The organism is Rhodoferax sp., assembly GCF_018780565.1.
GTDB lineage: Bacteria > Pseudomonadota > Gammaproteobacteria > Burkholderiales > Burkholderiaceae_C > Rhodoferax.
On the sequence record NZ_JADMJN010000005.1, the window covers coordinates 14,134 to 32,777 of the forward strand.

Genomic DNA, 18,644 nt, shown 5'->3' on the forward strand with positions numbered 1-18,644 from the left:
CTGGCTTGTTCGCCAGTTTCAAACACTGCGGTTGCGTGCCAGCGGGGGATTCTTCGCAAAGTAGGATTCAATGCCGCGCATCAGGGCATCGGCCAGCTGGGTCTGGTATTCCTCGCTGTTGAGCTTGATTTCTTCCGCCGGGTTGCTGATGAAGGCGGCTTCGACCAGCACACTGGGAATGTCGGGGGCCTTGAGCACGGCAAAGCCGGCTTGTTCCACCTTGCCTTTGTGCAGCTTGCCCACGCGACCGATTTCGCCCAGCAGATTTTTGCCCAACTTCAGGCTGTCGTTGATTTGGGCGGTGGTGCTCATATCCAGCAGGGCGCGCTGCACGGTGGCGTCTTTGCTTTTCACATTCAGGCCGCCAATCAGATCGGCCTTGTTTTCCTTGGCGGCCATCCAGCGCGCAGCGCTGCTGGAGGCACCGCCCTGGCTCAGCGCAAACACACTGGCGCCTTGCGGCTGGGGTGTAAAAAATGCGTCGGCATGCAAACTCACGAACAAGTCGGCTTGCACCCTGCGGGCTTTTTGCACGCGCACATGCAGTGGCACAAAGAAGTCGGCATCGCGAGTCAGGTAAGCGCGCATGGTGTTACCGTTGATGCTGGCGGCGTTGATACGGTCGCGCAGCAGGTGGGCCAGGCGCAGCACAACATCTTTTTCGCGGGTTCCACCGGGGCCGACTGCGCCGGGGTCTTCGCCGCCGTGGCCGGGGTCCAGGGCGACGATGATCAGGCGGTCTGTCCGTGCGGCGGGTGCGCCCGCGCCGGCAGGCTCGCTGCCCTTGGCCAATGCAACCGGCTTTTTGGTGCTCTGGGCGATCAGGTCACCCAGCGGGTCATGCCCCGATGTGCTGCCCGGCTTGCTGCCTTGGGCGGTTTGTGCGTCTTGCAGACGCTCGGCTATCAGCGCCTCCAGCGGGTCGGTCGCCTGCGTGGGGTAGAGATCAAACACCAGCCGGTGCTGGTAGGCCGCGACCGGCGACAGGGTGAACACCTGCGGTGCAATGGGTTGCTTCAGATCCAGCACCAGCCGAACAATGCCCGGCGCAAATTGGCCGACGCGAATACCGGCAATGTTCGGGTCGTCCGCACGCACCTTGGCTACCAGTTCTTTCAAGGCGGGGTTGAGGTCAATGCCTTCAATGTCCACCGCCAGGCGCGGCGGGCTGGCCACAAAGATGTGTTTGGTGGTGAGTGCGGTGTCTGATTCGATGGTGACGCGCGAGTAGTCGGGCGCCGGCCACACGCGCACCGCCAGGATGGTGGCGCCACGTGCAATATGCTGTGCGCCCAGCAGCAGCACCAAAGCACCGGATTGCAGAACGCTGCGGCGCTTCATGGCGGGCCTTCCTGGCTGCGCTGCGGCAGGCCATGGTTGGCGGCCCGGAGCAGGGTGGCGCCGTTGGGGGTTTGCGCCGTCAGCGTGACCTCGCGCGTGTCGTTGTCCAGTGCGACGAGATGGATCACCAAGTCAGCGCGCGGTATGAATCCGGCAGCCTTCTCAGGCCATTCGGCCAGCTTGAGGCCGGGGCTGGCAAAGATGTCGCGAAAACCGGCGTCTTCCCATTCGCGTGGATCGCTGAAACGGTAAAAATCAAAGTGCCAGACAGCAAGTTCTGGCAGCTCATAGGGTTCGACCACGGCGTAGGTGGGGCTTTTGATGCGGCCCTGCACACCCAAGGCCCGCAACAGGTGGCGTACCAGGGTGGTTTTGCCGGCACCCAAATCGCCATGCAACTCAATGAACGCGTTGCGCAGGGCCGGCTGCGCAGCAAGCGCCGAGGCGAACAGTTGCGTGGCCGTTTCGTCCGGCCAGAGCAGACTTTTTACAATGGGGATGTGACCATCTCCAGCACTCATATCAACAGCAGCCAATTGTTGTCCAAAATTCAGGCTTGGGCCCGGGAACTTGGATTCTCCCAAATTGGCGTGGCGGGTGTTGATTTGTCTTCATCTGAGGCTGGATTATCAGCCTGGCTGGCGCGCGGCTTTCACGGCGACATGGCTTATATGGCTGCGCATGGCCTCAAGCGCGCCCGGCCTGCCGAGCTGGTGCCCGGCACCGTGAGTGTCATCACTGCCCGCATGGACTATCTGCCTGCCGCTACTCCGGATGGCTGGCAGGCACTTGAGTTCGACCGCTTGAGGCGACCCCATGAGGGCATTGTGTCGGTTTACGCCCGTGGACGGGATTACCACAAGGTGTTGCGCCAGCGTTTGCAAAGTCTCAGTGACCGCATTGCAGAGCACCTGGGGCCATTTGGGCACCGCGTATTCACCGATTCGGCGCCCGTGCTGGAGGCCGAGCTGGCTGCGCGCAGCGGGCAGGGCTGGCGTGGCAAGCACACGCTGCTGCTCAGTCGTGAGGCGGGTTCGATGTTTTTTCTGGGCGAAATTTACGTGGATCTGGCCTTGCCGCCGTCAGCAGCGGTGACCGGTCATTGCGGTAGTTGCAGTGCCTGTATCGACATCTGCCCGACCCAGGCCATCGTGGCGCCGCACAGGCTGGATGCGCGACGTTGCATCTCTTACCTCACCATTGAGCACGCGGGGCCGATTCCGCTGGAACTGCGCCCACTGATGGGCAACCGCATCTACGGCTGTGACGACTGTCAGCTGATTTGCCCCTGGAACAAGTTCGCGCAGCGTAGCGTGTTGCCGGATTTTGACGAACGCAAGGGTCTGGTGGGCAGCCAGTTGGTGACCCTGCTGGGCTGGAGCGAGGAGGAATTTTTGCGTTTTACCGAAGGCAGCCCCATCCGGCGCATTGGGCATGAGCGCTGGCTGCGCAACATTGCAGTGGCCATGGGCAACGCACTGCGTGCTGGCGATCCTGATGCCAGCTTGCGTACAGCGCTGGCGCTGCGTGCCTTGCATCCTAGTGATCTGGTGCGCGAGCATGTGGCCTGGGCGCTCGATTTATAGGCGATTTTGGCCTCTGCCCCTCATCGGATATCCACTTCTAGCTATTCAAACTATAGCGATCGCAGCACGCCCAGCGCAAAGGGCAGACTCAGCATGCCAAGCAGCGTCGACAGCGTGACCAGACCTGCCACATACGCGCCGTCGTAGCCCATGCGCGCCGCCAGCACATAGCAACTCGACGCAGTGGGCAGGGCAGAGAAAGCCAACAGCACGGTGGTTTGTACCGGGTCCAGGCGAAACAGGTGCGAGAAACCCAGCGCCATCAGCGGCAGGAAAAAATGCTTGATCGAGAGCACCGCCACCGCCAGGGTTTTGGCCCGGGTCAGGGCGCCGAACTGCATGCCGGCGCCCGCGGCCATGAGCCCCAGTGCCAATGAGGCCGCTCCAATGCGGCTGACCGTCGGTTCGAGCCAGATTGGCAACGTGAATCCGAGCAGGTTGGCGATCAGCCCCGAAGCGGTACCGATGATGAGGGGATTGCGTACCAGTTCACGCAGAAAACCACGCTGGGCATGGCGAGCCATGGGCCAAACGGCACCCACGTTGAACAGCGGCACGCATACACCGATCAGCACGGCAATCAGCAGCAGGCCCTGGGGACCTGCCAGGCGGTCTGCCAGGGCCAGCCCGATGAACGAGTTGAAGCGAAAGGCCACCTGTGCGCTGGCCGCGTGGTCGCGGGTGGGGATGTAGCGCTTGAGCCAAGGCAGATGCGGGATGGCATAGGCCAGGGCGATTCCCGTGAGTCCCATGGCCCAGCCCGCTCCAATCAGGCTGGACGCGGAGCCCAGGTCCAGCGGACTTTTGACAATGGAATGAAAAAGCAGAACCGGGAAGAACAGGTAATAAACCAGGGTTTCAACTTGTTCCCACACAGTGCGGTTGAGAGCGGTGTAGCGGCACACCAGGTAGCCGCACAGGATCAGGGAAAAGTCGGGAAAAAGAAGTTGAGCGTAATTCACCCTTTGAGAATACCAGCCAAACCAGCGGCGAACTGCCTGTGCCGCGGGTTTGCCCGTAAGTGATTGCCGCAGCCAAAACCTGGGGGCGCGCGGTTACCATGTTCTGTAAACGTATTTCTTATCTGAAACTCAAGGATATCAACCATGCTGCATCGTCGTTCCCTAGTCGCCCTCAGCCTGTTGGCTGTTGCTGGCACCGCCATGGCTCAGGCCTACCCGAGCAAGGTCATCAAGCTGCAGGTTCCATTTGCGCCGGGCGGGACCACCGACATCATTGCCCGTACGATCTCGGACGCGCTGGGCAAGGCCCTGGGCCAAACCGTGGTGGTGGAGAACAAAGCTGGTGGGGGCGGCGTTATTGGCGCCAATGAGACCGCCAAGGCGCCGCCTGATGGCTATTCGCTGGGTATGGCAACCGTGTCTACAACAGCGGCCAATCCTGCCATCAATGCCCGCATACCCTACAACCCACTGACTGATTTCACCGCCATCATCAACATTGCGGCCACACCCAATGTGATTGCCGTGCACCCCAGCTTCCCCGCGAAGGACTACAAGAGCTTTGTCGCCGAACTGAAAAAGAACCCTGGCAAATACTCCTACTCGTCGTCGGGCACGGGTGGTATTGGGCATTTGCAGATGGAGTTGTACAAGAATTTGAGTGGTACTTTCGTGACCCACATTCCCTACCGGGGTGCCGGTCCGGCCCTGAATGACACAGTGGCGGGCCAGGTGCCCATGACCTTTGACAACCTGCCGTCCTCCATGCCCTTCATCCAGTCTGGCCGGCTGGTGCCGATCGTGGTGGCCGCGCCCCAGCGCCTGGCCCAATTGCCCAATGTGCCAACTTTCAAGGAGGTTGGACTGGAACCAGTGAACCGCATGGCTTATTACGGCATCTACGGACCCAAGGGTTTGCCCAAAGACATTGTTGACAAGATCAATGCTGGCGTTCGCAAGGCGCTGGAAGATCCGGCAGTGAAAAAGCGAATCGAAGAAACCGGCTCCTTCATTGTGGCCAATACGCCCGAGCAATTCGCCGCCCAGATGAAGGCTGAATACGAGGTCTACAAAAAGGTGGTTGACTCAGCCAAACTCAAGCTCGATTGAAGGCGACAGCTGCCCTTGAGGCGCCCATCGACGCATTCATAGATGCGTTGTGGCTGGAGGAGGGCTTGTCCAAAAACACGCTGGGCGCCTACCGGCGTGACCTGACGCTGTATTCGGTCTGGCTTCAGGCCCGCAACAAGGCGCTGATTGACACAGTGGAGAACGACCTGAACGGCTACTTTGCCGCTCAGCACAGTACCAGCAAGGCGACCACCGCCAACCGGCGACTCACGGTTTTCAAGCGCTACTTTCGGTGGGCGTTGCGCGAGCGACTGATTGAATCCGACCCCACGCTGAAGTTGCAGGCGGCCAAGCAGGCCTTGCGCGTGCCCAAGACCCTGTCTGAGGCGCAAGTGGAAGCCTTGCTCGCAGCGCCTGACACCTCCATGGCGCTGGGTGTGCGTGATCGCACCATGCTGGAACTGATGTACGCCAGCGGTTTGCGGGTCAGCGAGCTGGTGACGCTCAAAGTGTTCAATATCAGCCTGTCGGAAAACGTGATCCGGGTTTTCGGCAAGGGCAACAAGGAGCGGCTGGTGCCTTTTGGTGAGGTGGCCAGTGTCTGGCTGGGGCGCTACCTGAGCGGCGCACGCGCTGAATTGCTGGCGGGCAAACAGACGCCAGACTTGTTCGTGACTCATCGGGGTGTGAAAGCCGGAAGCGCCATGAGCCGCGTGATGTTCTGGATGATTGTGAAGAAGCACGCACTGAGCGCGGGCATCACCGCACCCCTGTCACCGCACACGCTGCGGCATGCTTTCGCGACCCATCTGCTGAACCATGGGGCCGATCTGCGTGCGGTGCAGATGCTGCTCGGTCACGCGGATATATCCACCACCACCATCTACACCCATATCGCACGCGAGCGCTTGAATGCCTTGCATGCCCGGCACCACCCCCGAGGCTAGGGCACTTGCCGCACAAAGGCGAAGCGGTTCAGTCTGACAGTGTTTCAGCCCAGGCCAGTGCCTGCAGATGGGCCCAGTTCACCTGCTGGTTGGTCAATTGCAGGGCGTCAGCCGCCTTGGAGAAAGCCGCATCATCGGCGCTTTCGCAGGCCTTGGCCAGGTCCAGGAACGGAGCCAGAACGCCGGTGTCATGCAGCAGGGCATTGACCACGGTCTCGGGCAATGAAATCGACTCCAGTGCCTTGGTCAGGGACATGCCCAGCATGGTGTCGAGCAGGGAAAAAACACCCACCACGAAAGCGTTGTCACATTCTTCGGGGGGCAGCAGTTCAGCCGCCAGCAGTTCCATCAAGCGCCCGCGCACCACGGCCATGCTGCCTACTGCAGGCGGCGAGCCCCCGGGGCGGGAGGTTGTCATCAATAGCGCAGCCCATCGAAACAATTTCTTGAGACCGAGAATCATCACGGCATGCCGAAAGGAGGTGATCTCGCAGCTCAGGCCAAAGCCCGATGAATTGATGAAGCGCAGCAGGTTGAACGACAGGGTCGGGTCTCTCTTGAGGACTTCCTCGATCTCGACGGTGCTGGCCTGTTTGCGAACCAGGTTGATGAGCTGAATGATGGCCGCTTGCGCGGGCCGCAGGGTCTGCCCGGTGATGAGCACCGGTTGGGCAAACCAATAGCCCTGGAATAACTTGATGCCCAGGCTGGCCGCCAGCTCATATTGCTCGGCGGTTTCGACCTTTTCCGCCACGAGGCGGGCACCCGGACTTTGCCTGGCGCGCTGGGTGAGCGAGCGCAGGAGGTCAGCCGACAGATGGGAAATGTCCAGCTTGATGAACGAAGCCAGTGGCAGCCAGCTGGCATAGTCATCGGTCAACACGCTTTCATTGAAGGCGAACCGAAAGCCGCGCTTCGCAATCTCCGACAGGGTTTGCCGGTGGGCGTCGATGTCCTCCCCATTGGCCATGGCCAATGGCGGAATCTCCAGTACCACCCGGTCGGGCTGAATCAACTCCAGATGGCCGCCAGCCAGGGTTTCATGGGTGCAGTTGATGAAAATGGTTTTTCGGTCAATCAGCACTTCGCTGTCTGCATGGGACAGTACGTTGAACAGCAGGGCGGCATCGCTGGCGGCAGTATGCGACTGTGAGTCGCGCGAACGATCAAATAGCTCATAGCCAAAAACGGCGCGGTTTGCATCCAGGATGGCCTGGCGCGCGATAGCGCCAGAGTCGCTCGGGTTGGGCTGCGGCAGGGTTTCGGTTTCAGAGTGGTTTGACATGAGGTGCCACGAATGCGTAAGCACCTATTTTAGGCAGCATTCAAGTTGGGCGGACACGCCACGGGCCCTCAGGCGCAGAGTTGTGCCAGTTCGGCCTCATCAAAGCCCGCAGCCCGGCGTGCCTCCATGTTGAAGGGTCCGCTGAGCTTTCTCGCGCCGTAGGCTTTGGCCAGGTTCGCATAGGTGCTGACAGGGTCCAACTCCCGCAAGGTACAAAGATGCCTGTACCAATGGTTCCCGATGGCCACATGCCCGATCTCGTCGCGCAGAATAATGTCAAGAATGTCCGCACCCTTTTTATCGCCCACCGAGATGAGCTTGTTGCGGATGGGGAGGGAGGCGTCCAGACCCCTGGCTTCCAGCGTTCGGGGTACCAAAGCCAGACGCGCCAGCAGATCGCCGCGGGTCTTCTCGGCCATTTCCCACAGGCCATCGTGGGCTGGCAAGTCTCCATACTCATAGCCGATGCCTGCCAGATGGCCAGCGAGCAATTGAAAGTGCAGGGCTTCTTCCTGTGCGACTTTGAGCCAGTCCCGGTAGAAGCGCTCCGGCATGCCGGGAAATCGCCAAATCACGTCCAAGGCCAGATTGACGGCGTTGGCTTCAATGTGCGTGAGCGCGTGGATCAGGGCGCCCCGGCCTTCGCGCGTGCCCACGGCCCGGTGTTTGAGTTGCCCGGGATGCACCAGAACCGGCTTCAAGGGGCGACCCGGAAGGTTGGCTGGCTCCTCAATCAATTCGGCAGGATCGATGCTCAAGGAGGCCGGCTCAAGCAAGAGCACGGCCGCAGCTTTCTCCTGAGGCGATGAGATCAGAAGGAGCTGCTGGGCCAGTCGCCGGGCTGAGTTGGTCATGCTTGGGTTTCCATCTTTACAATTCTAGGCATATTGAACAATTGGAATAAACATGGCGATCTATGAACTTGACGGTGTGACTCCCCGAATGGCTGAATCGACCTGGGTGGCCGACAGTGCCCAGGTGATGGGCAATGTAGAGTTGGCCGATGGCGCCAGCGTATGGTTTGGTGCCGTGATCCGTGGCGACACCGAGACCATCCGGATAGGGAAACGCTCCAATATTCAGGATATGAGCGTCTTGCACGCTGATGTCGGCATGCCCCTGACGGTGGGTGACGATGTGACCGTGGGCCACAAGGTCATGCTGCATGGATGCACCATTGGCGATGGTTCTCTGATCGGCATCGGTGCAGTCGTTCTGAATGGCGCGAAAATCGGCAAGGGTTGCCTGGTCGGGGCCGGTTCCCTGGTCACCGAAGGCAAGGAATTTCCCGATGGCTCCATGATTCTGGGCAGTCCGGCCAAGGCGGTGCGTCAGCTCACACCCGAGCAACTGGAAGGTTTGCGACTCAGCGCCTTGCACTATGTCGAGAATGCCAACCGCTTTCGCAAAAGCCTTAAAAAAGTCGCCTGATCCCGGTTTGGGATGAGGCATTGAATTTGAAAGAGCAAGCGCGTGTCTGAACTTCACAAGTTTTTATTTGACGGTCTGCCGGTGCGCGGCATGGTGGTGCGCCTGACCGATGCATGGGTTGAAATTCTGCGCCGTCGGGCCTCCGCGCATCCCACCGCCGCTTACCCTTTGCCCGTGCAAAACTTGTTGGGGGAGATGGTGGCTGCGGCAACGCTGATGCAGTCCAACATCAAGTTCAATGGCTCGCTCATTTTGCAGATATTTGGCGATGGACCTGTGAAGCTGGCCGTGGTTGAGGTACAGCCCGATTTGGGTTTGCGCGCCACGGCGACTGTTTCGGGAGACGTCGCCGCTGAGGCAAGCCTGAGCACGATGGTCAACGTGAACAACGAGGGAAAATGCGCCATCACGCTGGACCCCAAGACCCGTTTCCCTGGTCAGCAGCCCTACCAGGGCGTTGTGCCCTTGTTTGGAGACCAGCGCGAAAAGCTTGAGAGCCTGAGCGATGTCCTGCAGCACTACATGCTGCAAAGCGAGCAACTGGATACAACCCTGGTGCTCGCGGCTGACGACAAGGTTGCAGCAGGTCTGCTCATTCAGCGTTTGCCCATGGAGGGTGTGGGCAACCTTGCCGGTAGCGCCGTGAGCCAGGCCAACGAGGATGAAATTGGCCTCAACGAGCACTACAACCGGATCGCCATCCTGGCATCCACCCTGAAGCGCGAAGAGCTTCTGACGCTGGATGTAGAAACCATTCTCCGGCGCTTGTTCTGGGAAGAAAAATTGTTGCGCTTTGAACCTTTGACAGGTGATGCCGCGCCACGTTTTGAGTGTACTTGCAGCCGCGAGCGTGTGAGCCGGATGATTGCCGGGCTGGGCCTTGAGGAAGCACAAAGTATTTTGGCCGAGCGCGGTGGCATCGAAGTCGGGTGCGAATTTTGCGGTGTGCAATACCAGTTCGACCCGATCGACGTGGCCCAGATATTCACGGTGGCCGGTGCTTTGCCACCATCGAGCGATATCGTTCAATAATTTGTACGGTTGATATATTCGGCCTTGCCATCCGCCTGTTTATTACGTATTACCAATTTTGAGACGACCTGTGAATATGTGGTGTTCACAGGTCGCATCGCTGCACTTTTCACACGACCATTGCCATGGTGGCTGGTCTGCGTCCAGTGGCGCAATCTGGGAGTCCCTGTGATGGGCGATGGCCTGTAGCGCGCGTTGAACCCGTACCTGTCCTGCGCCGTACACCACGGTATGGCTCAATGCGTTGGCGAGAAGTACCTGGCGCAAGCGCGCATCGAAAGGTTCGCGCCATGGAAGTCCTGGCCGCTCCGGCCTGTCAGGTACCCAGTCAAGGTCCAGGCCAGTGAGCAGGGTCAGATCGAAGCGGCGTTGATGTTGAAGCGCGTCGGCGTAGAGGGAATCATCATGGAACAGCAGGTCGCTGTAGACGGCGGTCATCAGGGATGGTGAATCGACCACCAGCGCGTCCGTTGGCAAGGATGCGTGGACCCGGCGTGTCTGCTCGGTGGCCATCGCGGCGTGATCGTGGCTGTTGGGTGTGCGGCCATGCAGTGTGCACCACTCATGCAACACATCTGGCACAAGAAGCGAACTGTTTTCAATGCTGCGTAGTGCCTGTACCAAGGCCTGCGACAACAGGGTTTTGCCTGTGCCTTCCGCGCCCAGAATTGCAATTTTCATCAAGATGAAGCGTATGGACGACTACTTCGCGATCTGGACGTAAATTTCGTTGGTCTTGACCATGCCGAGTTCAAGACGCGCTTTTTCCTCGACCATTTCCAGGCCTTCCTTCAGATCGCGAACTTCCGCAGCCAATCGATTGTTGGCCAGCAGCGCCTGCTGGTTCTGCTGGTTCTGTGCATGGAGCTGTTCAGTCATGCGCGCCACAGTGGGTACGCTGCCACGGCCAAACCACAACTGCGCGTGAAGAATTACGAGCAGGGCGATGAGAATGGCCGGGACAACGCGATTACCCATGCATCGGTTCAGCGCAGGTTGTAAAAGGCCGCGCGGCCGGGGTAGCTGGCGATGTCGCCCAGGTCTTCTTCGATGCGCAGCAACTGGTTGTACTTGGCCATGCGGTCCGAACGGCTCAAGCTGCCAGTTTTGATCTGGCCAGCATTTGTGCCCACCGCGATGTCGGCGATGGTGGAGTCCTCGGTCTCGCCGGAGCGATGGCTGATCACGGCGGTATAGCCGGCGCGCTTGGCCATTTCGATGGCGGCGAAGGTTTCAGTCAAGGTGCCGATCTGGTTGATCTTGATCAGGATCGAATTGGCAATGCCTTTGTCGATGCCTTCCTTCAGGATTTTGGTGTTGGTGACAAACAGATCGTCACCGACGATTTGAACTTTTTTGCCCAAGCGGTCGGTCAGCAGTTTCCATCCATCCCAGTCGTTTTCGGCCATGCCGTCTTCGATGCTGATGATCGGGTACTTTTCCACCCATGTGGACATGATGTTGATCCATTCTTCCGAGCTGAGGACCAGGCCTTCGCCTTCCAGGTGGTATTTGCCGTCTTTGTAAAACTCGCTGGCCGCGCAGTCCAGACCCAGCGCAATTTGTTCGCCTGCAACGAACCCGGCCTTGTCGATAGCTTCCAGAATTAACTGGATGGCCGCTTCATGGCTGGCCACGTTCGGTGCAAAGCCACCTTCATCGCCCACCGCAACGCTCATGCCTTTGTCGTGCAGGATTTTCTTGAGGGCGTGGAACACTTCTGCGCCGTAGCGGACCGCTTCGCGGAAGCTGGGTGCACCCACCGGAATGATCATCAGTTCCTGCAAGTCAAGATTGTTGTTGGCGTGTGCGCCGCCGTTGACCACATTCATCATGGGCACAGGCATCTGCATGGAGCCCATGCCACCAAAATAGCGGTACAGCGGCAGGCCGGACTCCTCGGCGGCTGCGCGTGCAACTGCCATGGAAACGGCCAGCATCGCGTTGGCACCCAGGCGGGATTTGTTTTCCGTGCCATCCAGGTCGATCAGCGTCTTGTCCAGGAACGCCTGCTCCGATGCGTCCAGACCCAGAACCGCTTCGGAAATCTCGGTGTTGATGTACTCGACGGCTTTGAGAACCCCCTTGCCCAGGTAACGGCTCTTGTCACCGTCGCGCAGTTCAATGGCTTCACGGCTGCCTGTAGAGGCGCCCGACGGCACTGCGGCGCGGCCCATGGTGCCGGATTCCAGCAGCACATCACATTCCACGGTGGGATTGCCCCGTGAATCAAGAATTTCGCGACCGACGATGTCAACAATTGCACTCATTGATTTCTTTCAAAAACAAAAAACAAAACTGAAATTAGGAAATAGACAATAAAAAACGAATACGCCTTCGACCATTTTTGTGCCCTTTGTAGCGCGAAGGCTTGATCTCGGTCACGTTGGCGATAATGCAGGCACGGGTCATGGTCAGGCGTCGAAATTGTTTTCAAGGAAACCATTTTTCTTGGTCACGCTGTCCAGCGCCACCAAAGTCTCCAGCAGGGCTTTCATGTGCTTGAGTGGTACCGCGTTGGGCCCATCACTCATTGCCTTGGCCGGGTCGGGGTGGGTTTCCATGAACAAACCGGCGACGCCAACCGCAACGGCCGCACGCGCCAGCACCGGAACCATTTCACGTTGCCCGCCGCTGCTGGTGCCTTGTCCGCCGGGCAGTTGCACCGAGTGGGTGGCATCAAAAACGACTGGCGCGCCGGTTTCGCGCATGATGGCCAGCGAACGCATGTCACTGACCAGGTTGTTGTAGCCAAAACTGGCACCACGCTCGCAGGCCATGAAATTGTCTTCTTCCAAACCTTTTTCCCGTGCCGCGGCGCGTGCCTTGTCGATCACGTTCTTCATGTCGCTAGGGGCCAGAAACTGGCCTTTTTTTATATTCACCGGCAAGCCTGATTGCGCGACCGCCCGGATAAAGTCAGTCTGGCGACACAAAAAAGCAGGGGTCTGCAGCACATCCACCACCGAGGCAACCTGTGCAATCTGGTCTTCCGAATGAATGTCCGTCAAAACGGGCAAACCCAGTTCACGTTTCACCTTGGCCAGAATTTCCAATCCCTTGTCGATACCGGGCCCGCGAAAGGTACTGCCGCTGGAGCGGTTGGCCTTGTCAAAGCTGCTTTTGAAGATGAATGGAATACCCAGACTCGAAGTGATTTCCTTCAGCGTGCCGGCCGTATCCATCTGCAATTGTTCCGACTCGATGACGCAGGGACCCGCGATCAGAAAAAACCGGTGCTGCAGTCCAATATCAAAGCCGCACAGCTTCATCAGGCGACTGCCTTCAAGTTCTTGCCTTCGGTCTGGTGGTCCAAAGCCGCCTTGACAAACGCATTGAACAGCGGGTGCCCATCCCAGGGGGTTGACTTGAATTCAGGGTGGAACTGAACACCCATGAACCACGGGTGAACAGCTTGCGGGAGTTCGACTATTTCCGTCAGGTGTTCGCGCTGTGTCAGGGCGGAGATCACCAGGCCAGCCTTGCGCAGCGTGTCCAGGTAATTGACATTGGCTTCGTAGCGATGGCGGTGGCGCTCTGTGACGACGTCGCCGTAGATCTTGTGAGCCAAAGTGCCTTTGGCCACATCAGAACTCTGCGCACCCAGGCGCATGGTGCCGCCCAGATCAGAATTGGCGTCACGGGTTTTGATGGTGCCGTCTTCGTCTTTCCACTCGGTGATCAGGGCAATCACGGGGTTTGGACCATGGGGCTCAAATTCGGTGCTGTTGGCGTCTTTCAAACCCGCAACGTGGCGGGCGAATTCGATGGTGGCCACCTGCATGCCCAGGCAGATGCCGAGGTACGGAACCCTGTTTTCACGGGCAAAACGGGCGGCGCAAATTTTGCCTTCAACGCCGCGAACGCCAAAACCACCTGGCACCAGAATGGCATCAAACTTGGCGAGTTGCTTCACGCTGTCCGGCGTGATGGTTTCTGAATCGATGTAATCAATTTTTACCCGCACGTGGTTCTTCATGCCTGCGTGCCGCAGGGCTTCATTGAGCGACTTGTAGCTGTCGCTCAAGTCCACATATTTGCCAACCATGGCGATGTTGACGTCGCCTTGCGGGTGCGCTGTTTCGTAAACCAAATCGTCCCAGCGCTTCAAATTGGCGGGCGGCGTGTTCAGACGCAGCTTGTCGCAGATCAGGCCATCCAGTCCCTGTTCATGCAACATGCGCGGCACCTTGTAGATGGTGTCCACGTCCCACATGGAGATGACGCCCCAGTCCGGTACGTTGGAAAACAGCGAGATTTTTTGCCGCTCTTCGTCCGGGATGGGCCGGTCGGCACGGCACAGAAGGGCATCGGCCTGAATGCCGATTTCCCGCAACTGCTTGGCGGTGTGCTGGGTTGGTTTGGTTTTGAGTTCGCCGGCCGCCGCGATCCATGGCACGTAGCTCAGATGCACGAAGGCGCTGTTGTTGGGGCCGAGCTTGAGGCTCATCTGGCGCACGGCTTCCAGAAAGGGCAGGGACTCTATGTCACCCACAGTGCCGCCGATTTCGACAATGGCCACATCCACCGCTTCGGGGGTGCCGAAGCGCGCGCCGCGCTTGATGAAATCCTGAATTTCATTGGTCACGTGGGGGATGACCTGCACGGTCTTGCCCAGGTAGTCGCCACGGCGCTCCTTTTCCAGCACGCTTTTATAGATCTGACCCGTGGTGAAGTTGTTGGCCTTACGCATCCGTGTTTCCACAAAGCGTTCATAGTGGCCCAGGTCGAGATCGGTTTCGGCGCCATCGTCGGTGACGAACACCTCACCATGCTGCATGGGCGACATGGTGCCAGGATCGACGTTCAGGTAGGGGTCAAGCTTGATTAAAGTGACTTTGAGGCCTCGCGATTCCAAAATCGCTGCTAAGGAGGCTGAGGCGATTCCCTTGCCAAGGGAAGACACCACACCGCCGGTGACGAAGACAAATTTGGTCATGTCAGAGGGAGCTGCACGCTCGGGGAGGTGGTAAAGCGAAATTATACAGGCCACCAGCTTCAGACCTGTTGCACCATGAGGCGTCGGCAAGGAACGGGTAGGCCGCTTCAAGCTCTGCTACATTGCCGGCATGAATGAGCTTGCTGGAAAACATATTGTTCTTGGGCTGACGGGTGGCATTGCCTGCTACAAGGCGGCCGACTTGTGCCGGGCCCTGGTCAAGGAGGGTGCGACGGTACAGGTGGTGATGACGGAAGCCGCGCAGCAGTTCATGACGCCTGTGACCATGCAGGCCTTGAGCAATCGCACGGTTTATGGTTCGCAATGGGATCCGCGTGAACCCAACAACATGCCGCACATCAATCTGAGCCGGGAGGCTGATGCCATCCTGATTGCGCCCTGCAGTGCCGATTTCATGGCCAAGCTCCTGCATGGCCGTGCAGACGATCTCCTGAGCCTGATGTGCCTGGCACGCCCCCTGCAGAGTGTGCCTTTGCTGATTGCGCCCGCCATGAACCGTGAAATGTGGGCGCATCCTGCCACCCAACGCAACCGGGCCCAACTGGTATCGGATGGGGCAACGATTTTTGATGTGGGAAACGGAGATCAGGCCTGTGGCGAAACGGGTGATGGTCGCATGTTGGAGTCCCATGAGTTGCTGGAAGAGGTGATTGCCTTTTTCCAGCCCAAAACGCTGGCGGGGCAGCATGTGCTGGTGACGGCAGGGCCGACCTACGAAGCGATTGACCCGGTGCGGGGTATTACCAACCTGTCCAGCGGGAAAATGGGGTTTTCTATTGCCCGGGCGGCGCGTGAAGCCGGGGCCGTCGTGACGCTGGTCGCTGGTCCGGTCAGTCTGGCAACGCCCCGCGGTGTCAATCGTGTGGATGTGCGGTCCGCAAGAGACATGTTCCAGGCGGTTCAGGACAAGGTTGCTGCTGCGACCGTGTTTATTGCGACGGCTGCGGTGGCTGATTGGCGGCCGGCCCATGCGGCGGATCAAAAAATCAAAAAGGACGGCTCGGGCAAAACGCCGGAATTGAGTTTTGTCGAGAATCCGGACATTCTGGCTGCCGTTGCGCAGTCCACCCGCGCCCAAGCCGGGGACTTGTATTGCGTGGGCTTTGCGGCGGAGAGTCAGGATCTGCTGGCCAACGCGCAGGCCAAGCGCCTGCGCAAGGGCGTTCCCTTGCTGGTGGGAAACATCGGTCCCGCCACCTTTGGGCAGGACGACAACGCACTACTTTTGGTGGACGAGTCCGGTACCCAGGAAATGGAGCGCGACAGCAAGTTGTCGCTTGCTCGTAAATTGATAGCAAACATTGCAATAAGAATGAAGGCTAGAGGCCAGAAATGATGAAAATAGATGTCAAGATCATGGATTCACGCATGGCAGAGCAGTTGCCGGCGTATGCGACGCCAGGCAGCGCCGGGCTTGATTTGCGCGCTTGCCTGAGTGAGCCCTTGACCTTGGAGCCCAATGCCTGGCAACTCGTGCCCACCGGCATCGCCATTTATCTGAATGATCCGAATTTTGCAGCGCTCATCCTGCCCCGCTCGGGCCTGGGTCACAAGCACGGCATCGTGCTTGGAAACCTGGTGGGGTTGATTGACAGTGATTACCAGGGCCAGTTGATGGTCAGCGCCTGGAATCGCAGTGATGTCGCTTTCACGATAGCCCCGATGGAGCGCATTGCCCAACTCGTTATTGTTCCCGTGGTCCAGGCGCAATTCAACGTGGTGACTGAATTCCCCGCCAGCGAGCGTGGCGAGGGGGGTTATGGTTCTACTGGCAAGTCCTGAGTCAGTGCAGGGTGTCGTTGCCGGGCGGTGTTGCGTGCAGCGCGTGGACCTTGAAAAACCCGGTGCCTGCTGAGCCGCGTCCAATTTCCTCTTCGGTGGCTTCGCGAATGCCCTCAACCTTCAGATTCAGACGAAGTGCAATTCCCGCAAGGGGGTGATTTCCGTCCAGCACGATGTGCTCGGGGTAGATTTCGGTGACGGTGTAAATAACGTCTTTGGGGGCATCAGGGTTGCAGCCAACCGGCAATGCGCTTCCCTCAATCGTCATGCCTTCTTCGAGTTCGGGCGGGAAAAGTCCCCGCGCTTCAAGGAAGATGAGCTGATCATTGAAATCGCCAAAACCCTGTTCGGGTTCGATTTGCAGATCCAGTCTGGCGCCAACTTCATGGCCTTGCAGCGCTTCTTCAATCGCATCGAAAAGATCTTCGCCGCCGACCAGAAATTCAACGGGCTCATCGAGTACATCAAGTTCCTCGCCCAGGGTGTCTTTCAGCGTCCAGGTCAGAGCGACCACACATTGTTGTTTAATTTCCATATGAGAATTGTCGCAGTTTGAATTGACAATGTCTTTTCCCCCAACGTCACCGGAGATTTTTATGGATGTAGATCAGCCACTGCAACTGCTGGGCGGTTTGAGTCCCCAGCTGTTCATGAAGCGGCATTGGCAAAAAAAACCCTTGCTGGTTCGCCAGGCCATTCCCGGTTTCAAGCCTTTGCTGGACCGCGGCGAGTTGTTTGAGCTTGCATCCCGCGAGGATGTGCAGGCGCGCATGGTGATCCAGCAGCAGGGCAAGCATGCTCCGGGCTGGCGTTTCAGGCAGGGGCCGTTTGAGCGGCGCGCCCTGCCGGCTCTGAAGCAGCCGGGTTGGACGCTTTTGTTGCAGGGAGTTGATTTGCAGCATCAGGCGGTGCATGACCTGATGAACAAGTTTCGTTTTGTTCCGGACGCTCGACTGGACGATCTGATGATCAGCTACGCCACGGACGGTGGTGGTGTTGGCCCGCACTTTGACAGCTATGACGTGTTTTTGCTGCAGGCGCACGGTCGCAGGCGCTGGCGTATCGGCCGTCAGAAAGACCTGTCCTTGCAGGAGGGCGTTCCGTTGAAAATCCTGGCTAACTTTGTGCCTGAAGAGGAGTTCGTCCTGGAGCCCGGCGACATGTTGTATCTCCCGCCCCGGTATGCGCACGACGGTGGAGCAGAAGGGGAGTGCATGACGTACTCCATTGGATTTCGTTCGCCGAGCCAGGGCGAGTTGGCCCGCGAGATGTTGTCGCGCCTGGCCGAGGATGCGGAGGATATGGTGGGCGTGGCCTTGTACAAGGACCCCCGGCAGGTCGCGGTAACGCAACCTGGGGAAATTCCAGCGCAAATGGTCGAATTTGCGCGCGATGCGCTTGAAAAAGCCTTGCGTGATCCGGATGCGTTGGCACGGGCGCTGGGCGAGTACCTGACTGAACCAAAGGCCAATGTCTGGTTCGAGGATGGTGAGCGGGGGGCTGCGGAACCAAATACTTGTGTACAGCTGGACCGTCGCACCAAAATGATGTTTGATGCCCGTCATATTTTTATCAATGGCGAGAGCTTTCGGGCCGCCGGGCGCGATGCGACATTGATGCAGCAACTGTCGGACCAGCGCAGTCTGAGTCATCGGGACTTGGGCCGTGCCAGCGCTGAAGCCAGGGCATTGTTGCAGGACTGGTGCGATGCGGGGTGGTTACATGGACTCTGAACAGCCGGCCAAACCAGCCGGCGAGCCATCGGAAGGACTGCTCAGCGGCAGATTTTCCGGTCGCAGTGACTTTGAGCAACTGGTTCGGGACGCTCTGGCTCGCGCTGCCAGAGAGGGTTGGCGGGAGATCATCCTGTGCGACGCCACTTTCGAGGATTGGCCTTTGCGCGAGCGTGAGGTCGTGGCGTCATTGCAGGCGTGGTCGTCATCGGGGCGCCGCCTGACCATGCTTGCCACCCGCTATGACGAGGTAATGCGTCATCAGCCCCGTTTTGTCGCATGGCGGAAAACATGGGGACATATTCTCGACTGCCGGGTGTGTCGCACGGCGTCTGCGCTTGATTTTCCCAGCGTCATTTTGAGTCCGGCCTGGTTCATGCACCGACTGGACCCATCGCAGAGCCGCGGAATTTGCGGCGATGGGCGAGAGTATTGGGTGAAGCTGCGCGAGATGCTGGATGAACATATCCGGAACAGCTCACCCGGATTCCCGGCATCCACACTGGGTTTGTGA

At 58.9% G+C, this 18,644-nt stretch carries 20 protein-coding genes; 9 read left to right on the forward strand and 11 right to left on the reverse strand.

The window, feature by feature from the left end:
• Window positions 1-18 precede the first annotated feature (18 nt).
• Both IV109_RS07570 and tsaE read right to left on the reverse strand, forming a co-directional pair.
• Window positions 19-1,341: an N-acetylmuramoyl-L-alanine amidase gene (locus IV109_RS07570; RefSeq protein ID WP_296694527.1), complete on the reverse strand. Its 1,323-nt coding sequence runs from the start codon at window positions 1,339-1,341 to the stop codon at window positions 19-21.
• On the reverse strand, window positions 1,338-1,862 hold the full coding sequence (gene tsaE, locus IV109_RS07575) for a tRNA (adenosine(37)-N6)-threonylcarbamoyltransferase complex ATPase subunit type 1 TsaE (RefSeq protein WP_296694529.1): 525 nt from the start codon (window positions 1,860-1,862) through the stop codon (window positions 1,338-1,340). Before tsaE ends, IV109_RS07570 begins: the two co-directional genes overlap by 4 nt.
• Before the next feature lie 27 nt (window positions 1,863-1,889).
• Between tsaE and queG the strand changes: the two genes are divergently transcribed.
• Window positions 1,890-2,927: a tRNA epoxyqueuosine(34) reductase QueG gene (queG, locus tag IV109_RS07580; protein ID WP_296695699.1), complete on the forward strand. Its 1,038-nt coding sequence runs from the start codon at window positions 1,890-1,892 to the stop codon at window positions 2,925-2,927.
• A gap of 50 nt (window positions 2,928-2,977) precedes the next feature.
• Here queG and IV109_RS07585 read toward each other — a convergent pair whose 3' ends face one another.
• Window positions 2,978-3,889, reverse strand: coding sequence for an AEC family transporter (locus IV109_RS07585; protein WP_296694531.1), 912 nt, complete (start codon window positions 3,887-3,889; stop codon window positions 2,978-2,980).
• Window positions 3,890-4,036: 147 nt separating this feature from the next.
• On the opposite strand from IV109_RS07585, the gene IV109_RS07590 reads away from it, so the two are divergent.
• Entirely contained in the window at window positions 4,037-4,999 is a 963-nt protein-coding gene (locus IV109_RS07590; protein WP_296695702.1) for a tripartite tricarboxylate transporter substrate binding protein BugE, read from the forward strand.
• Window positions 4,996-5,907, forward strand: coding sequence for a site-specific tyrosine recombinase XerD (xerD, locus tag IV109_RS07595; RefSeq protein ID WP_296694534.1), 912 nt, complete (start codon window positions 4,996-4,998; stop codon window positions 5,905-5,907). The genes IV109_RS07590 and xerD overlap by 4 nt, the downstream gene beginning before the upstream one ends.
• Window positions 5,908-5,935: 28 nt before the next feature.
• Here xerD and IV109_RS07600 read toward each other — a convergent pair whose 3' ends face one another.
• Together IV109_RS07600 and IV109_RS07605 are read right to left on the reverse strand one after the other, a co-directional pair.
• Window positions 5,936-7,192, reverse strand: a complete 1,257-nt coding sequence (locus IV109_RS07600; RefSeq protein ID WP_296694536.1) for an HDOD domain-containing protein — start codon at window positions 7,190-7,192, stop codon at window positions 5,936-5,938.
• Between the two features lie 68 nt (window positions 7,193-7,260).
• Window positions 7,261-8,046, reverse strand: a complete 786-nt coding sequence (locus IV109_RS07605) for a ferritin-like domain-containing protein (protein WP_296694539.1) — start codon at window positions 8,044-8,046, stop codon at window positions 7,261-7,263.
• A 52-nt stretch (window positions 8,047-8,098) separates the two neighbouring features.
• Between IV109_RS07605 and IV109_RS07610 the strand changes: the two genes are divergently transcribed.
• A complete protein-coding gene (locus IV109_RS07610) occupies window positions 8,099-8,623 on the forward strand; it encodes a gamma carbonic anhydrase family protein (protein ID WP_296694541.1) in 525 nt (174 codons plus the stop codon).
• 42 nt (window positions 8,624-8,665) lie between these two features.
• Entirely contained in the window at window positions 8,666-9,655 is a 990-nt protein-coding gene (locus tag IV109_RS07615; protein WP_296694543.1) for an Hsp33 family molecular chaperone HslO, read from the forward strand.
• A 42-nt stretch (window positions 9,656-9,697) separates the two neighbouring features.
• Here IV109_RS07615 and IV109_RS07620 read toward each other — a convergent pair whose 3' ends face one another.
• The 5 genes from IV109_RS07620 to IV109_RS07640 all read right to left on the reverse strand — a co-directional run bounded on the left by IV109_RS07620 (window position 9,698) and on the right by IV109_RS07640 (window position 14,594).
• Window positions 9,698-10,336 (reverse strand): AAA family ATPase, encoded by a 639-nt coding sequence (locus IV109_RS07620; RefSeq protein ID WP_296694546.1) that lies wholly within the window; start codon window positions 10,334-10,336, stop codon window positions 9,698-9,700.
• 21 nt (window positions 10,337-10,357) lie between these two features.
• Window positions 10,358-10,633: a septum formation initiator family protein gene (locus IV109_RS07625; RefSeq protein WP_296694548.1), complete on the reverse strand. Its 276-nt coding sequence runs from the start codon at window positions 10,631-10,633 to the stop codon at window positions 10,358-10,360.
• Window positions 10,634-10,641: 8 nt separating this feature from the next.
• Complete coding sequence (gene eno / locus IV109_RS07630) at window positions 10,642-11,925, reverse strand: phosphopyruvate hydratase (RefSeq protein ID WP_296694549.1); 1,284 nt, start codon at window positions 11,923-11,925, stop codon at window positions 10,642-10,644.
• A gap of 144 nt (window positions 11,926-12,069) precedes the next feature.
• Window positions 12,070-12,927, reverse strand: coding sequence for a 3-deoxy-8-phosphooctulonate synthase (gene kdsA / locus IV109_RS07635; protein ID WP_296694550.1), 858 nt, complete (start codon window positions 12,925-12,927; stop codon window positions 12,070-12,072).
• Window positions 12,927-14,594, reverse strand: coding sequence for a CTP synthase (locus IV109_RS07640; RefSeq protein WP_296694551.1), 1,668 nt, complete (start codon window positions 14,592-14,594; stop codon window positions 12,927-12,929). The genes kdsA and IV109_RS07640 overlap by 1 nt, the downstream gene beginning before the upstream one ends.
• A 130-nt stretch (window positions 14,595-14,724) precedes the next feature.
• Between IV109_RS07640 and coaBC the strand changes: the two genes are divergently transcribed.
• Window positions 14,725-15,951: a bifunctional phosphopantothenoylcysteine decarboxylase/phosphopantothenate--cysteine ligase CoaBC gene (coaBC, locus tag IV109_RS07645; protein WP_296694552.1), complete on the forward strand. Its 1,227-nt coding sequence runs from the start codon at window positions 14,725-14,727 to the stop codon at window positions 15,949-15,951.
• Complete coding sequence (gene dut, locus IV109_RS07650) at window positions 15,951-16,397, forward strand: dUTP diphosphatase (RefSeq protein WP_296695705.1); 447 nt, start codon at window positions 15,951-15,953, stop codon at window positions 16,395-16,397. The genes coaBC and dut overlap by 1 nt, the downstream gene beginning before the upstream one ends.
• A gap of 1 nt (window position 16,398) precedes the next feature.
• Here dut and IV109_RS07655 read toward each other — a convergent pair whose 3' ends face one another.
• Entirely contained in the window at window positions 16,399-16,932 is a 534-nt protein-coding gene (locus IV109_RS07655) for an FKBP-type peptidyl-prolyl cis-trans isomerase (RefSeq protein WP_296694553.1), read from the reverse strand.
• A 61-nt stretch (window positions 16,933-16,993) separates the two neighbouring features.
• Here IV109_RS07655 and IV109_RS07660 point away from each other — a divergent pair, with 61 nt between their 5' ends.
• Both IV109_RS07660 and IV109_RS07665 read left to right on the forward strand, forming a co-directional pair.
• A complete protein-coding gene (locus IV109_RS07660; protein WP_296694555.1) occupies window positions 16,994-18,130 on the forward strand; it encodes a cupin domain-containing protein in 1,137 nt (378 codons plus the stop codon).
• Window positions 18,120-18,644, forward strand: coding sequence for a hypothetical protein (locus tag IV109_RS07665; RefSeq protein WP_296694557.1), 525 nt, complete (start codon window positions 18,120-18,122; stop codon window positions 18,642-18,644). Before IV109_RS07660 ends, IV109_RS07665 begins: the two co-directional genes overlap by 11 nt.

Bases quoted from the DNA above. Each gene is read 5' to 3' on its own strand.
- IV109_RS07605 (WP_296694539.1), bottom strand. From the start codon at position 8,046: ATGACCAACTCAGCCCGGCGACTGGCCCAGCAGCTCCTTCTGATCTCA.
- IV109_RS07610 (WP_296694541.1), top strand. From the start codon at position 8,099: ATGGCGATCTATGAACTTGACGGTGTGACTCCCCGAATGGCTGAATCG.
- IV109_RS07600 (WP_296694536.1), bottom strand. From the start codon at position 7,192: ATGTCAAACCACTCTGAAACCGAAACCCTGCCGCAGCCCAACCCGAGC.
- coaBC (WP_296694552.1), top strand. From the start codon at position 14,725: ATGAATGAGCTTGCTGGAAAACATATTGTTCTTGGGCTGACGGGTGGC.
- tsaE (WP_296694529.1), bottom strand. From the start codon at position 1,862: ATGAGTGCTGGAGATGGTCACATCCCCATTGTAAAAAGTCTGCTCTGG.
- IV109_RS07620 (WP_296694546.1), bottom strand. From the start codon at position 10,336: ATGAAAATTGCAATTCTGGGCGCGGAAGGCACAGGCAAAACCCTGTTG.
- IV109_RS07625 (WP_296694548.1), bottom strand. From the start codon at position 10,633: ATGGGTAATCGCGTTGTCCCGGCCATTCTCATCGCCCTGCTCGTAATT.
- dut (WP_296695705.1), top strand. From the start codon at position 15,951: ATGAAAATAGATGTCAAGATCATGGATTCACGCATGGCAGAGCAGTTG.
- IV109_RS07665 (WP_296694557.1), top strand. From the start codon at position 18,120: ATGGACTCTGAACAGCCGGCCAAACCAGCCGGCGAGCCATCGGAAGGA.
- IV109_RS07640 (WP_296694551.1), bottom strand. From the start codon at position 14,594: ATGACCAAATTTGTCTTCGTCACCGGCGGTGTGGTGTCTTCCCTTGGC.
- IV109_RS07660 (WP_296694555.1), top strand. From the start codon at position 16,994: ATGGATGTAGATCAGCCACTGCAACTGCTGGGCGGTTTGAGTCCCCAG.
- IV109_RS07655 (WP_296694553.1), bottom strand. From the start codon at position 16,932: ATGGAAATTAAACAACAATGTGTGGTCGCTCTGACCTGGACGCTGAAA.
- IV109_RS07570 (WP_296694527.1), bottom strand. From the start codon at position 1,341: ATGAAGCGCCGCAGCGTTCTGCAATCCGGTGCTTTGGTGCTGCTGCTG.
- kdsA (WP_296694550.1), bottom strand. From the start codon at position 12,927: ATGAAGCTGTGCGGCTTTGATATTGGACTGCAGCACCGGTTTTTTCTG.
- eno (WP_296694549.1), bottom strand. From the start codon at position 11,925: ATGAGTGCAATTGTTGACATCGTCGGTCGCGAAATTCTTGATTCACGG.